Here is a 14,333-nt window from a genome sequence, read left to right as displayed (position 1 = left end):
GTCCGCCGCATCGTCCGGACGGGAAACCGGTTCGGCTTTCCCCCGCAATGGTCTAGCGGGTGGAGCGCTTGCGAAGACCCGGGTCGAGTTCGAGTTCGCGCGCCAAGGAGGCGGCGGCGTCGGCATAGGGTTCCTGGCGCTCGACGCTCCAGTATTTCAGGAGATCGAGCGGGATCGCCTCGCCGGTGACGGCGCAGCGCACGAAGGCGCCGGGCCGCACGACCTCGAAATCGGCGTCGAGATAGCGCAGCTTCGCCTCGCCGCCGCTGTCCATACGGTTCATCATGGGTCTGGTCTCTGTCTCGTCGGTTCGGGTCTGGCCGGCGCGCGTCCAGGGATCGCCTGTTCTCGCGCTTTCCGCCGGCAAGTCAACGCGGGGTGCCCTGAAGCCCTCGTCAACGCCGGCCGAACAGGCGCTCGATGTCGGCGAGCTTCAGCTCGATGAAGGTCGGCCGCCCGTGGTTGCAGGTGCCCGAGCCCGGCGTCGCCTCCATCTGGCGCAGGAGCGCGTTCATCTCGGCGCCGTCGAGGCGCCGGCCGGCGCGCACCGAGCCGTGGCAGGCCATGGTCGCCGCCACATGATCGACCCGCGCCTGCAACCCCGTGCCGGTGCCGCTGTCCGCCAGTTCGTCGGCGAGATCGCGCACCAGCGCGCCGGCATCGACCTCACCGAGCAGTGCCGGCGTCTCACGCACCATCACCGCCCCCGGCCCGAAGCGCTCCAGCCGCAGCCCGAACCGCTCCAGCGTCGGCGCGGCCTCGCCCAACCGGTCGGCGTCGGCCTCCGGCAGATCGACGATCTCGGGCAGGAGCAGCATCTGCGAGGGCAGGGGCTTGGCGTGCAGCGAGGTCTTCAGGGCCTCGTAGACGAGGCGCTCGTGCGCGGCATGCTGGTCGACGATCACGAGACTGTCCCCGGTCTCGGCGACGATGAAGGCCCTGTCGATCTGGGCTCTCGCGGCACCCAGCGGAAACTGCGCACGCGCCGGGGTGGGCTCGGCCGCGGCCGGGGCGACCGATCTCGCGGACGGGGCGAAATCGGCGAAACGTGGGGCCGGACCGTTCAGGGGCCGAGACGGCGAGGCGTCGATCTCGTAGCGCGCGGAGGGTTGCGCGGAGAAGCCCCGCCCCGAGCCGAACGAAGCGGCACTGGCAGCGGCGGCAGGCGTTGGCGGGCTCGGCGCGGGCGCGAAGCCGGTGGGACCGGCGCGAAAGCGCGCCATCAGTCCGCCCGCGCCTTCCGTCGAGCCGCGCAGCGCCAGATTGGCCATGGCGGCGCGGATCGAGCCGACCACCAACCCGCGCACGAGGCCGGGATCGCGAAAGCGCACGTCCGCCTTGGCGGGATGGACGTTGACGTCGACGTCGCGCGGGTCGAGGTCGAGAAAGAGCACGCAGACCGGGTGCCGGTCGCGCGCCATCGCGTCGGCATAGGCGCCACGGATCGCCGAGAGGATCATCTTGTCGCGCACCGGCCGCCCGTTCACATAGGCGAACTGGTGCAGCGCGTTGCCGCGGTGGAAGGTCGGCAGGCCGGCATGACCGGTGAGCCGAACGCCCTCGCGCGCCGCGTCGAGCGCGAAGGAATTGTCGGTGAAATCGGCGCCCAGCACCTGCGCCACCCGGTCGATCTCGCGGCCCGGCGCCACCGCCTCGAGGATCGTCGGGCTGCGGTCCTCGCCGGCCAACTCGAAGCGCACGCCGGGAAAGGCCACCGCGATGCGCCGGACCACCTCGGTGATCGCCGAGGACTCGGCCCGGTCGCTCTTCAGGAACTTCAGCCGGGCCGGCACGGCGTGGAAGAGGTCGCGCACTTCGATGACCGTGCCCTGACCGAGCGCGGCGGGCCGGGGCCCTTCCGTGCGCCCGCCCTGCACGAGGATCTCGTGCGCGCCGTCGGCTCCGGCCGCACGCGAGCGCAGCGACAAGCGCGCCACCGAGCCGATTGAGGGCAGCGCCTCGCCGCGAAAGCCGAGCGAGGCGATGGCGTCGAGCCCGCCCGCGAGCTTCGAGGTGCAGTGGCGGCGAACGGCGAGCGGCAGTTCGGCCTCGGGGATGCCATGACCGTCGTCGGTGATGCGAAGCAGGCTCTTGCCGCCGCCGGCGGTGACGATCTCGATGCGGCGCGCGCCGGCGTCCAGGCTGTTCTCGACGAGCTCCTTCACCACGCTCGCCGGCCGCTCCACCACCTCGCCGGCGGCGATCTGGTCGATCAGGGTCTCGGACAGTTGCTCGATGGGCATGGCAGGCTCGGCAGGACGGGCGACGGGTCGCCACGATAGGCGCTTGCGGGCGGGTGGGCAAACCGGCGGCACGGCCCGTCAGGCGGCGAGGCGTTCCACGAGAATGAAGACCGACCGCGCGCCGACCGAGAGGCCGAGACCCGGCCCTAGCGGGCGCTCGCCGAGGTCCGGGCGATCGGACTGGAGCGCGAGCGACCAGGCATGGCCCGGTCGCGGCTCGGGCAGGCTTAGGTCGCGGGCTTCCCCGGCGGCGTTGAGGTAGACGAGGACATCGGCACCCTGCGTCCCGCCGCTCGTGCGAAGTCCGAGGAAGCGCCCCTCTGGCGCGTTCCACGCCTCCGGCGTCATCGCCGCGCCGTCGTCGCCGAGCCAGGTCACGTCGGGTCGCCCATGCCATTCGGCGCCGGTCAGGAAGCGGTCGGCATGGAGGGCGGGCTCCTCGCGGCGAAGAGCGGCGAGCCGAGCCGTGAAGGCCGTGAGATCCATGTCGGCGCTTGGCCAGTCGAGCCAGAGCGTCTCGTTGTCCTGCGCGTAGCCGTTGTTGTTGCCGCCTTGCGTGCGGCCCATCTCGTCGCCCGCCACGATCATCGGCGTGCCTCGCGCCACGAAGAGCGTCGCAAGTAGCGCGCGCACGTCGCACCGCCGTGCCTCGGCGATCGCCGGGTCGCGCGTCGGGCCTTCCGTGCCGTTGTTCCAGGAATGGTTCTCGCCATGCCCGTCGCGATTGCCTTCCCCGTTGGCCTCGTTGTGCTTGGCCTCGAAGGCGACGAGATCGGCAAGCGAGAAGCCGTCATGCGCGGCAATGAAATTGACACCGTCGCCGGGCGTGCGCCCGCCACTGTCGAAGAGATCGGGCGAGCCGGCGAGGCGGGTCGCGAGCGCGCTGATGAGGCCCGTCTCGCCATGCCAGAAGCGGCGCACGTCGTCGCGGAACCGGTCCTGCCATTCGAGGAAGGGGCGCGGAAAACGGCCGACCTGATAGCCGCCGGGCCCGATGTCCCAAGGCTCGGCGACGTGGATGCGGTCCTTCAGCACCGGATCGGCGGCAAGCATCGCGAAGAAGGGCGCATCGGGGCGGAAGCCATCGGGCGTGCGCCCGAGGATCGGCCCGAGATCGTAGCGGAAGCCGTCGATGCCACCGACCTCGACCCAGGTCCGCAGGGCGTCGATCGCCATACGCGCCACGGGCTCGCGCCAGAGCGCGAAGGTGTTGCCGGTGCCGGTGTCGTTGATGAGGCAGTCGGGATCGTCCGGCGCGGCGGCGTAGTAGCTGCGGTTGTCGAGGCCGCGATAGGCGATCGTCGGCCCCCACCGGTCGCTCTCGCCGGAATGGTTGAGCACCACGTCGAGAAGGACGCGGATGCCGCGCGCGTGCAGCGCCTCGACCGTGCGGCGGATCTCCGGCCAGCCGCCGGGCGCAAGGCGCGGATCGGGCGCGCGGTGCGTCACCGGATTGTAGCCCCAGGCGTTGGTCAGGCCGAGCGCCGAGAGGTGGCGCTCGTCGATCGCCGCGGCGAGCGGCATCAGTTCCACCGTCTCGACGCCGAGGCGCACGAGATGGTCGAGCACCGCCGGCTCGGCGAGCGCCGCCACCGTGCCGCGCAGGCGCTCGGGCACGAGGGGATGGCGCTGCGTGTAGGCGCGTACCAGCACCTCGTAGGTGAAGCCCGGTCGGCGAAAGGGGAGGGGGGCGGCATCCCCGGCCGGCGCATCCACCACGGCCCGCGGCACCAGCGGCGCCGTGTCGATGGCGCGGCCGGGCGGGGCGGCGAGCGTCGGGTGGTAGAGGAACGGCCGGTCGATCCGCAGCGCATAGGGATCGACCAGCAACTTCGAGGCGTCGAAGCGATGACCTTGCGCGGGATCGAAGCGTCCGTGGGCGCGAAGGCCGTAGAGCGCGCCGGCGCGAAGCCCCGGCACGAAGCCGTAGTGCACGTCGCCCATGCGGCCGGGCAGCTGCAGACGCTGCGCCTCCACCGGGGCCGAGGGCTCGAAGAGGCAAAGGTCGATCGCCTCGGCGTGGGCGGAGAAGACGGCGACATGCACGCCGTCCTCCATCAGCGTCGCGCCGAGGCCGTCCGGCAGGCCGCGTTCGGCGGTGATCTGGCGCGTCATGCTCGTCGGCCTTCCTCGTTGGGATTCCGCTTCGGAGCGCTCGTCGTCCCGACGCCGGCGCTTCCTCTCAAACGCTAGAGCCCGCTCTGCCAGACGCGCACGGCATCGAGCGGATAGAGAAGCATGAGAACGTTGAGCGTCAGGTTGTCGCGGATGAGAACGGCCGTCAGCCCTTCGAAGAAGATCGCGACGGCGACGCTCGCCCAGATCGGCATGCGGGAGGCGAAGAGGAAGCCGAGCACCATGAAGCCGATGTCGGCCACCGAGTTCACGACGCTGTCGCCATAGTAGTCGAGCGCGATCGTCGCCTCGCGGTAGCGCTGGATCACCGCGTCGCTGTTCTCCGCGATCTCCCACAGGGCTTCCACGAAGACGGCTCCGGCGAGCCGAGCCCCGAGCGGCTGGCGACGCGCCGCCACCCAAGCCAAAGCGTAGAAGATCAGCCCGTGGATGAAATGCGACGGCGAGTACCAGTCGGAGAGGTGCTGCGAGTTCTCCGAACTCTGCACCGCGCCATGCCAGAGTTTGACGGTACCGCATTCGCAGATCGGCACCCGGCCCATGGCGAGGAGGATCGCGGCCGTCGCGGCAATGAGCGCGAGGATCAGCGCGACGTGCCAGGGCGCGACGCGGCGGTTGGAGCCGCCGCGCCTGCCAAGCTCCGGCTCCCGCGCGAGAGCGCTCAGGTGCGTACGTCCGGCTCGGCCCGGCCGGTGCGCTTGGTGATCTCGCCGATGGCGTCGGCGGTGCGCACGAGTTCGCCGAGCGCCTCGTCGATCGACATGTCGAGACGGCCGCTCTCGGGCTCGTAGCGCTCGATGTAGACGCGCAACGTCGCGCCCTTGGTGCCGGTGCCCGACAGGCGGAAGACAATGCGCGAGCCGCCGGAGAAGACGATGCGCACGCCTTGGCCAGTGGAGACCGAGCCGTCGATCGGGTCGCGGTAGGAGAAATCGTCGGCCTGCGAGACCACGAGCGTGCCGAAGCGCTGGCCGGCCATCGACGCCAGACGATCGCGCAGCGACTCCATCAGCCCTTCGGCGGCGGCCTTATCGACCTCTTCGTAGTCGTGGCGCTGATAGTAGTTTCGTCCGAACTCGCGCCAGTGCGCCTGGACGATCTCGGCGACGCTCGCCTTGCGCACCGCCAGGATGTTGAGCCAGAGCAGCACGGCCCAGAGCCCGTCCTTCTCGCGCACGTGGTCGGAGCCCGTGCCGGCGCTTTCCTCGCCGCAGATCGTCACCTTGCCGGCGTCGAGAAGATTGCCGAAGAACTTCCAGCCCGTGGGCGTCTCGAAGAGGCCGATGCCGCGCTTCTGCGCCACCCGGTCGGCCGCGCCGCTGGTGGGCATCGAGCGGGCGATGCCTGCGATGCCGCGGGCATAGCCGGGAGCGAGATGGGCGTTGGCAGCGAGGACCGCGAGCGAATCGGACGGCGTCACGACGATGCCGCGCCCGAGGATCATGTTGCGGTCGCCGTCGCCGTCGGAGGCGGCGCCGAAATCGGGGGCGGTCGGACCCATCAGGAGATCGACCAGCGGCGCCGCCCAGACGACGTTCGGATCGGGATGGCCGCCGCCGAAATCTTCCGATGGCGTGCCGTTGATCACGGTGCCGGCGGGCGCGCCGAGGCGGCGCTCGAGGATCTCGTGAGCGTAGGGGCCGGTCACCGCATGCATGGCGTCGAAGCGCAGCGTCAGGCCGCCGGCGATCGCCGCGCGGATGGCGCCGAAGTCGAACAAGGTATCCATCAGCGCCGCGTAGTCGGCGACGGGATCGACGATCTCGACCTCCATCTCGCCGAGCCGCGTGGTGCCGAGGGTGCCGAGATCCGGCGCGTCCTCGTCCACGATGCGATACTCGGTGATCTCCCGCGTGCGCCGGTAGATCGCGTCGGTGATCCCCTCCGGCGCGGGCCCGCCGTTGGCGATGTTGTACTTGATGCCGAAATCGCCGTCCGGCCCGCCGGGATTGTGCGAGGCCGAGAGGATGATGCCCCCCGCCGCCTTGCGCTGGCGGATGAGGTTGGAGGCCGCCGGCGTCGAGAGGAGGCCGTCGCGCCCGACCACGACCTTCCCGACGCCGTTGGCGGCGGCCATGCGGATGGCCTTTCGCACCACGTCGGCATTGAAGAAGCGCCCATCGCCGCCGATCACGATCGTCGCGCCCGGCGCCCGCTCCGAGGCGTCGAAGATCGCCTGGAGGAAGTTCTCGGCGTAGTTCGGCTGCTGGAAGTGCGGCACCTTCTTGCGAAGGCCCGACGTGCCGGGCTTCTGGTCGTCGTAGGGCGTGGTCGCGACGGTCTGGATCATGCGAGGGGTTCCGGGAGGAGGCTCTTGTAGAGATCGGCGTAGCGGCGAGCGCTGCTCGTCCACGAGACGTCGCTCGACATGGCCGTGAGTTGCAGGTCTCGCCAGAGCGAGGGGTCTTCGTAAAGCCGCACGAGCCGCCCGATGCCGTCCATCAGTCCCTCGCGCGAGACCGGCGAGAAGATCACGCCGGTGGCGACGCCCGCGGCCTGCGCCGCGAAATTGGCGTCGATCACCGTGTCGGCGAGCCCGCCCACACGGCTGACCACGGGCAGGCAGCCGTAGCGCAGCGCGTAGAGCTGCGTCAGACCGCAGGGCTCGAAGCGCGACGGCACGAGCAACGCGTCGGCGCCGGCCTGGATGCGATGCGACAGGATCTCGTCGTAGCCGATGCGAACGCCCATGCGCCCCGAATGGCGAGCGGCTGCGCCGAGGAAGGCGCCCTCCAGCATGCGGTCGCCAGAGCCGCAGATCACCAGCCGGCAGCCAGCGGCAACGATGTCGTCGCAGCTCTCGGCTAGAAGATCGAGCCCCTTCTGCCAGGTGAGGCGGCTGACCACGGCGAGGATCGGCGTGTCGTCCTCCTCGATGGCGAACTCCGCCTCGAGGGCGCGCTTGTTGATGGTGCGACGAAAGACGTCGCCGCGGGTGAAGGTCGCCGCGACATGCGGATCGGTGGCGGGATCCCAGGTCTCGACGTCGATGCCGTTGACGATGCCGGTGAGCCGGTCGGCGCGCCCGCGCAACAGCCCGTCGAGCCCCATGCCGCCCGCCGCCGTGGTGATCTCGGCAGCGTAGTTGGGACTGACCGTGGTGACCGCGTCGGCCGAACGCAGACCCCCCTTCAGGAAGCCGACCGAGCCGTAATACTCGACCCCGTCGACCCCCCATGCCTCGTCGGGCAGGCCGAGTTCGGCGAAGATGGCGTGCGGAAAGGCGCCCTGAAAGGCGAGGTTGTGGATGGTGACGACGGTGCGCGGCCGGTCCGGCTCGCGCTCCAGATAGACGGGCGCGAGCGCGGCCTGCCAGTCGTGCGCATGGACGATGTCGGGCCGGTAGCCGGGAATGAGACCGAGGCCGACCAGCGCGGCGGCCTTGGAAAGCGCGGCGAATCGCGCCCAGTTGTCGGGATGATCGTAGCCGTTGATCCCGATATAGGGGCCGCCCGGCCGGTCGTAGAGATGGGCGGCGTCGAGCAGCAGGAGATCGAGGCCCGCGACCTCGACCTGGAGGATGCGCGCCGGGCCACCGAAGAGCTCGGGCATCTCCGCCACGACTTGGCCGCCCCCCAATCCGGCGAGAACGCTCGGGTAGGCGGGAATGAGCGTGCGCACGTCGATCCCGATGCGGCCGAGCGCCAGCGGCAGCGCGCCGGCGACGTCGGCGAGCCCCCCGGTCTTGATCAGCGGAAACACCTCCGAGGAAACGGAGAGGACGCTGGTCATCTGTAGTTCAGTCGGTCGATCATCGGCTTCGTGACGAGGCAGATGCCGCTGGCGGTGCGCCGGAAGCGCTGCGCGTCGAGCTCGGGATCCTCGCCGATGACGAGCCCGTCGGGAATGTGGACGCCGCGATCGAGCACCGCCTTGGTGACGCGCGCGCCGCGCCCGATATGGCAGCCCGGCAGCACCACGGCGTGGTCGAGCTTGGAGTAGGAGTTCTGCCGAACGCCGGTGAAGAGCAGCGAGCGATGCAGCGAGCCGCCGGAGATGATGCAGTCGCCCGAGACGAGCGAGGAGATGGCCGTGCCGCGGCGCCCGTCCTCGTCGTGAACGAACTTGGCGGGCGGCGTCACGTCGGCATAGGTCCAGATCGGCCAGTCGCGATCGTAGATGTCGAGCTGCGGCTGAACGTCGGTCAGGTCGATATTGGCCTGCCAATAGGCCTCCACCGTGCCGACGTCGCGCCAGTAGGCGCCGTATTCGGCGGCCGAACGCACCACCGAAGTGTTGAACGAATGCGACCAGGCGGTGCCATGGCGCACGATGTGGGGCACGATGTCCTTGCCGAAGTCGCGGCTCGACATCGGATCGGCCGCGTCGCGCCGCAGCTGGTCGGCGAGGAACTCGGTGTTGAAGACGTAGATGCCCATCGAGGCGAGCGCCGTGTCGGGCCGGCCGGGGATCGACGGTGGATCGGCCGGCTTCTCGATGAAGTCGGTGATGCGGCCCTTCTCGTCGACATGCATCACGCCGAAGCCGACGGCTTCCATGCGCGGCACTTCGAGACAGCCGACCGTGACGTCGGCCCCGGTGTCGACATGCTGCTGCAGCATGATCTCGTAGTCCATCTTGTAGACGTGGTCGCCTGCCAGGATGACGATGTATTTCGGCGCGTAGGACTCGATGATGTCGATGTTCTGGTAGACCGCGTCGGCGGTGCCCGCATACCACTGATCTTCCGAGACGCGCTGCGAGGCGGGCAGCACGTCGAAGCTTTCGTTGCGCCCGGGGCGCAGGAAGTTCCAGCCCCGGTGCAGGTGCCGGATCAGCGAATGCGCCTTGTACTGGGTCGCGACGCCGATGCGCCGGATGCCCGAGTTCACGGCGTTCGACAGAGCGAAGTCGATGATGCGGGACTTGCCGCCGAAATAGACCGCGGGCTTGGCGCGGTCGTCGGTCAGCTCCATCAGGCGGCTGCCCCGTCCCCCTGCCAGTACGTAGGCCATCGTATCGCGCGAGATCGGCGCCACTCTGCGGTCGGCCATGGATCGTTCCCCCCTACTCTCAGCGTCCGCGCCGCCTACACCGGCGCGGCCGGTTCGCCACCTCGTGAGAAGGTCTTATCGCCCCGGTTCCGTCAAGATAGCGCCGCAAAGCCGGGCTGCCACAGAGGGACAACCCGGCTCCCACAGTTTTTTACGTGGATACCCGCATGGGTGGCCCTTCAGGCGTCCGGCCCGGCCCGCCAGATGTCCTTGGCATATTCGCGAATCGAGCGATCCGACGAGAACCAGGCCATGCGCGCGGTGTTGTGGACGGCGATCTTGTTCCAGTCGTCGGGCTTCTTCCAGAGCATGTCGAGCTGGCGCTGGGTGTCCCAGTAGGCGCGGAAGTCGGCCGCGATCATCCACCAGTCACGGTCGCGGATCGAGTTCATCAGCGAGGCGTAGCGGCCCGGCTCCTCCTGGCAGAAGACGCCGGCGGAGATCGAGTCGATCGCCGAGCGCAAGAGCGGCTGACGGTCGATGACGCTCTGGCCGTTGTGGCCCTCGCGGCGCATGCGCGCCACCTCGTCGGCATCGAGCCCGAAGATGAAGATGTTCTCGGCGCCCAGATGTTCGAGCATCTCGACATTGGCACCGTCGAGCGTGCCGATCGTCAGCGCGCCGTTCAGCGCGAACTTCATGTTGCCGGTGCCCGACGCCTCGAGGCCCGCCGTGGAGATCTGCTCGGAGAGGTCGGCCGCCGGCATGATGATCTCGGCGAGGCTGACATTGTAGTTGGGGATGAACACGACCTTCAGCAGGTTGCGCACCGAGGGGTCGGAGTTGATCACCCGCGCCACGTCGCCGGCGAGATGGATGATCTCCTTGGCCTGCACGTAGGAGGGTGCCGCCTTGCCGGCGAAGATCTTGACGCGCGGCGTCCAGTCGAGATGCGGCAGCGAGCGGATCTGCTCGTAGAGAGCGACCGTCTCCAGAATGTTGAGAAGCTGGCGCTTGTACTCGTGGATGCGCTTCACCTGGATGTCGAAGATGGCGTTCGGATCGAGCTGGATGGCCAGCCGCTCCTCCACCAGCGCGGCGAGCCGGGCCTTGTTGGCGCGCTTCACGGCGGCGAACTTCTCGCGGAACGCCGCGTCGTTCGCGAAGCCGTCGAGCTTCTTGAGTTCGCCGATCTCGTCGCGGAAGCCTGGTCCGATCGTCTCGTCGATGAGGCTGGCGAGACCCGTGTTGCACTCGAAGAGCCAGCGGCGCGGGGTCACGCCGTTGGTCTTGTTCTCGATGCGCGAGGGGTAGAGCTTGTGGAGGTCGTGGAACACGGTCTCCTTCATCAGCTCGGTGTGGAGGGCCGAGACGCCGTTGACGGCGTGGCTGCCGACGAAGGCGAGCTGACCCATGCGCACGCGCCGGCCGTTGCCCTCGTCGATCAGCGAGATCGCCGAGATGGTCGTATCGTCGAAGCCCTGGCCCTGCGTCGCCTCGCGCATCACCACCGCGTTGATCGCGTAGATGATCTGCATCTGGCGCGGCAGCAGGCGCTCGAAGAGATGGATCGGCCAGGTCTCCAGCGCCTCGGGCAGCAGCGTGTGGTTGGTGTAGGAGAAGGTGGCGCGGGTGATCGTCCAGGCCTCGTCCCACTCCATGCCGTGCACGTCCATCAGGAGGCGCATCAGCTCGGCCACCGAGACGGCCGGATGGGTGTCGTTGAGCTGGATGGCGACCTTGTCGGCGAGGTTCGAGAGCGTCTCGTTCTCGCGCAGATGGCGGCGGATGATGTCCTGCAGCGAGGCGGAGGAGAAGAAATACTCCTGGCGCAGGCGCAGCTCCTGGCCGGCCTGATGCGAGTCGGCAGGATAGAGGACGCGGGTGATCGCCTCTGCCTTGTTCGATTCCAGCAGCGCGCCGATGTGGTCGCCGGCGTTGAACGCGTCGAGCAGGATCGGGTCGAGCGACTGTGCCGACCAGAGGCGCAGCGTGTTGACGTGCTCGCCGCGCCAGCCCACCACCGGCGTGTCGTAGGCGACGGCGAGAACGCGCTCGGCCGGGCGCCAGACCTGGCGCGGCGGCTTGCCGGCCTCGTCCAGCATCGACACCTTGCCGCCGAAGCCGATCTCGTAGGCGCTCTCGCGGCGCTCGAACTCCCAGGGGTTGCCGTGCTTCAGCCAGGTTTCGGGCAGCTCGACCTGCCGCCCGTCGACGATTTCCTGCCGGAAGAAGCCGTGGACGTAGCGGATGCCGTAGCCGAAGCCGGGGACGCCGGTGGAGGCCATCGACTCCATGAAGCAGGCGGCCAGACGCCCGAGACCGCCATTGCCGAGCGCGGCGTCGGGCTCCAGCAGCTCCACGAGGTCCAGCTCGACGTCGTAGCGCGCCAGCGCCTCGCGCACCGACTGGGTGAGGCCGAGATTGGCGATGGCGTCGCGCAGCAGCCGGCCGATGAGGAACTCCATCGACAGGTAGCAGACGCGCTTGGCGCCGGTTTCGGCCGTCTCATGCGAGGAAACGAGCCAATGGTCGATGATGCGGTCGCGCACCGCCAGCGTCGTCGCCTCCAGCCAGTCGTGAAGGCGCGCGCGCTTCACCGACTTGCCGATGGAATAGGTGAGCTTCTCGACGATTTCCTGCGCCAGGGTATCGGCATCGTTGAGCCGGGGCGCCGGCTTCTCGGCGAAGGTCCGCTCGGCGGCGCTCGTTTCGGCAAGGCTGGATGCGGTCATCGGGGTCAGGTCCTCATGTCAGCGATGGCGGCGACGAGGCCGGCCGTGGACGAATCTCGGGTGGCGGCGGATTCCTTGCCCTGGACGACCGGCAGGAGGCCGGTGGCCAACTCCTTGCCGAGCTCCACGCCCCACTGGTCGAAGGCGTTGATGCCGAAGAGCTGGGCTTCCACGAAGACGCGGTGCTCGTAGAGCGCCACGAGCCGTCCGAAGGCGAAGGGGTCGAGCAGGCGGTAGAGGAGGGTCAGGGACGGCCGGTCGCCGGAAAACTCGCGGTGTGGCGCGATGCGCTCGGCCTCGTCGGCGGAACGCCCGGCGTCGAGGAGCTGCTGCCGGGCTTCTTCCAGCGTGCGGCCCTTCATCAGGGCTTCACTCTGCGCAAGGCAGTTGGCGAGCAGAAGATCCTGGTGGATGCGCATCTCCGGATCGCTCTCGTGCGCGTTGGCGCCGACGATGAACTCGACCGGGATGAGATCGGTGCCCTGGTGCAGGAGCTGGAAGAAGGCGTGCTGACCGTTGGTGCCGGGCTCGCCCCAGACCACGGGGCCAGTGACGGCGACGCGGCGGCCGTCGAGGCCGACATGCTTGCCGTTGGATTCCATGTCGAGCTGCTGGAGATAGGCGGGCAGGCGGGCGAGGCGCTGGTCGTAGGGGATGACGGCGCGGGTCGGGTGGCCTTGCGCGACGCGGTGCCACCAGCCGACGAGGCCGAGCAGCATCGGCAGGTTCTGCTCGATCGGCGCCTGCGCGAAATGCCGGTCCATGTCGCGCGCGCCGGCGAGGAACTCGCGGAAGCGGTCGGGGCCGATGGCGATCATCAGCGGCAGGCCGATCGCCGACCAGACGGAGTAGCGACCGCCGACCCAGTCCCAGAAGCCGAAGGTGCGGTCGGCGCCGATGCCGAAGGCGTCGACCTTGTCGAGCGCGGTGGAGACCGCACAGAAATGCGCGCCGACGGCGTCCTCGCCGAGTGCCGCGGCGACGAAGCGGCGCGCGGTCTGCGCGTTCGTCATCGTCTCGATCGTGGTGAAGGTCTTGGAAGCCACGACGAAGAGCGTGGTGGCGGGATCGACGCGGGCCAGCGTGTCGGCCATGTGCGCGCCGTCGATGTTCGAGACGAAATGCGCGCGCGGGCCGTCATGGTAGGGGGAGAGGGCGATCGTCGCCATCACCGGGCCGAGGTCGGACCCGCCGATGCCGATATTGACGATGTCGGTGATGGTCTCGCCGGTGGCGCCGCGGATGGCGCCGTTGCGAATGCCGTTGGCGAAGCGCGACATGGCCGCGAGCACGGATTCGACCTCGTCGCCGACCGTCTCGCCATCGGCGGTGTAGCCGTCCTCGGGCCGCCCGCGCAGCGCGACATGCAGCACCGAGCGCCCTTCGGTCGCGTTGATCCGCGCGCCCGCGAACATCGCGTCGCGCCGCGCCTCGACCTGCGCCGTCCCGGCGAAGGCGAGGAGCGCGGCGAGGTCGTCCCGCGACAGCGCGGTCTTGGAGAAGTCGAGGAGGAGGTCGTCGTGGCGCACCGAGAAGGCGGCGAAGCGATCGGCATTCTCAGTGAAGAGCGAGCGGATGCCCTTGGCGATCGCGGTCTCGCCGCGGCTCTTGAGGTCTTCGACGCCGGCGTCGCTCGAAACGGGTCTGTTCTCGTTCACGTCCTAATCCATCGCTCAAAGCCCCTCGCGAGGAGCCGTCCGCACCAGCGTTCAGAGATAGAGGCTTTTGCGGCGAAGCAAAACCTCAACCGCCGGATCCCGGATCGGTACGCGACGAGGCCGTTTCCAACCCGTCGTCGACGTATCTACCACGCCGACTGTTGCCAAATTGCCCTCACGCCGCCGTGAAGCGACCGGACGGGGCATCCGACACGAAAAAGCGGGCCGATCCGTTTGGATCGACCCGCCATGACCGCAGGGCGCAGTGAGGGATGATCAGGTGCGCAGGCCCGCGAGGTTCTCGATGGCACGGTCGAGCGTGTGATCGAGCGTGTCGATGCCGTCCTCGCGGTTCTCGGCGGCGACGCGACGCTTCCACTCCTCTAGGATCGACCGCTTGCCGTCGTGATCGAGCCCGGTATCGTCGACAACCGATTGCGGCGAGGCGAAGCTGCGACCGTCCCCGCCGTGGAACGTCGCATGCTTGAGGGGCTCGGTGCTCATGGTCCGGTTCCTTTCCGTCTCGATGCCGGTCGCCCCCGAAGGGCGGGCATCGACCGTTTGTGACGGACCGATAACGGCGCGGCGCGTCAAACGTTGCGGCGTCAGGCGGGCGCGGGACGCCGC

At 69.2% G+C, this 14,333-nt stretch carries 10 protein-coding genes; all 10 read right to left on the bottom strand.

Annotation, left to right across the window (positions count from 1 at the left end):
• Positions 1-52 precede the first annotated feature (52 nt).
• Positions 53-286, bottom strand: a complete 234-nt coding sequence (locus GGR04_RS02220) for a DUF2093 domain-containing protein (protein ID WP_183197407.1) — start codon at positions 284-286, stop codon at positions 53-55.
• 109 nt (positions 287-395) lie between these two features.
• A complete protein-coding gene (mutL, locus tag GGR04_RS02215; protein ID WP_183197405.1) occupies positions 396-2,243 on the bottom strand; it encodes a DNA mismatch repair endonuclease MutL in 1,848 nt (615 codons plus the stop codon).
• A 78-nt stretch (positions 2,244-2,321) separates the two neighbouring features.
• Positions 2,322-4,358: a glycogen debranching protein GlgX gene (gene glgX, locus GGR04_RS02210; RefSeq protein WP_183197403.1), complete on the bottom strand. Its 2,037-nt coding sequence runs from the start codon at positions 4,356-4,358 to the stop codon at positions 2,322-2,324.
• Positions 4,359-4,432: 74 nt separating this feature from the next.
• Positions 4,433-5,044, bottom strand: a complete 612-nt coding sequence (locus GGR04_RS02205) for a DUF2585 domain-containing protein (RefSeq protein ID WP_183198986.1) — start codon at positions 5,042-5,044, stop codon at positions 4,433-4,435.
• Complete coding sequence (locus GGR04_RS02200) at positions 5,041-6,669, bottom strand: alpha-D-glucose phosphate-specific phosphoglucomutase (RefSeq protein ID WP_183197400.1); 1,629 nt, start codon at positions 6,667-6,669, stop codon at positions 5,041-5,043. The genes GGR04_RS02205 and GGR04_RS02200 overlap by 4 nt, the downstream gene beginning before the upstream one ends.
• Complete coding sequence (gene glgA / locus GGR04_RS02195; protein WP_183197398.1) at positions 6,666-8,111, bottom strand: glycogen synthase GlgA; 1,446 nt, start codon at positions 8,109-8,111, stop codon at positions 6,666-6,668. Before glgA ends, GGR04_RS02200 begins: the two co-directional genes overlap by 4 nt.
• Positions 8,108-9,373 (bottom strand): glucose-1-phosphate adenylyltransferase, encoded by a 1,266-nt coding sequence (gene glgC / locus GGR04_RS02190; RefSeq protein WP_183197396.1) that lies wholly within the window; start codon positions 9,371-9,373, stop codon positions 8,108-8,110. The genes glgA and glgC overlap by 4 nt, the downstream gene beginning before the upstream one ends.
• Positions 9,374-9,552: 179 nt before the next feature.
• Positions 9,553-12,048: a glycogen/starch/alpha-glucan phosphorylase gene (locus tag GGR04_RS02185; RefSeq protein WP_183197395.1), complete on the bottom strand. Its 2,496-nt coding sequence runs from the start codon at positions 12,046-12,048 to the stop codon at positions 9,553-9,555.
• Between the two features lie 5 nt (positions 12,049-12,053).
• Positions 12,054-13,706 carry a glucose-6-phosphate isomerase gene (gene pgi, locus GGR04_RS02180; RefSeq protein WP_183197393.1) on the bottom strand — a complete coding sequence of 551 codons (1,653 nt, stop codon included), beginning with the start codon at positions 13,704-13,706 and terminating at the stop codon, positions 12,054-12,056.
• Positions 13,707-13,982: 276 nt separating this feature from the next.
• Positions 13,983-14,210: a hypothetical protein gene (locus GGR04_RS02175; RefSeq protein WP_183197391.1), complete on the bottom strand. Its 228-nt coding sequence runs from the start codon at positions 14,208-14,210 to the stop codon at positions 13,983-13,985.
• Between the last annotated feature and the right edge of the window lie 123 nt (positions 14,211-14,333).

This window comes from Aureimonas pseudogalii, assembly GCF_014196835.1.
Classification (GTDB): domain Bacteria; phylum Pseudomonadota; class Alphaproteobacteria; order Rhizobiales; family Rhizobiaceae; genus Aureimonas; species Aureimonas pseudogalii.
This window is presented reverse-complemented; position numbering and strand designations above follow the sequence as displayed.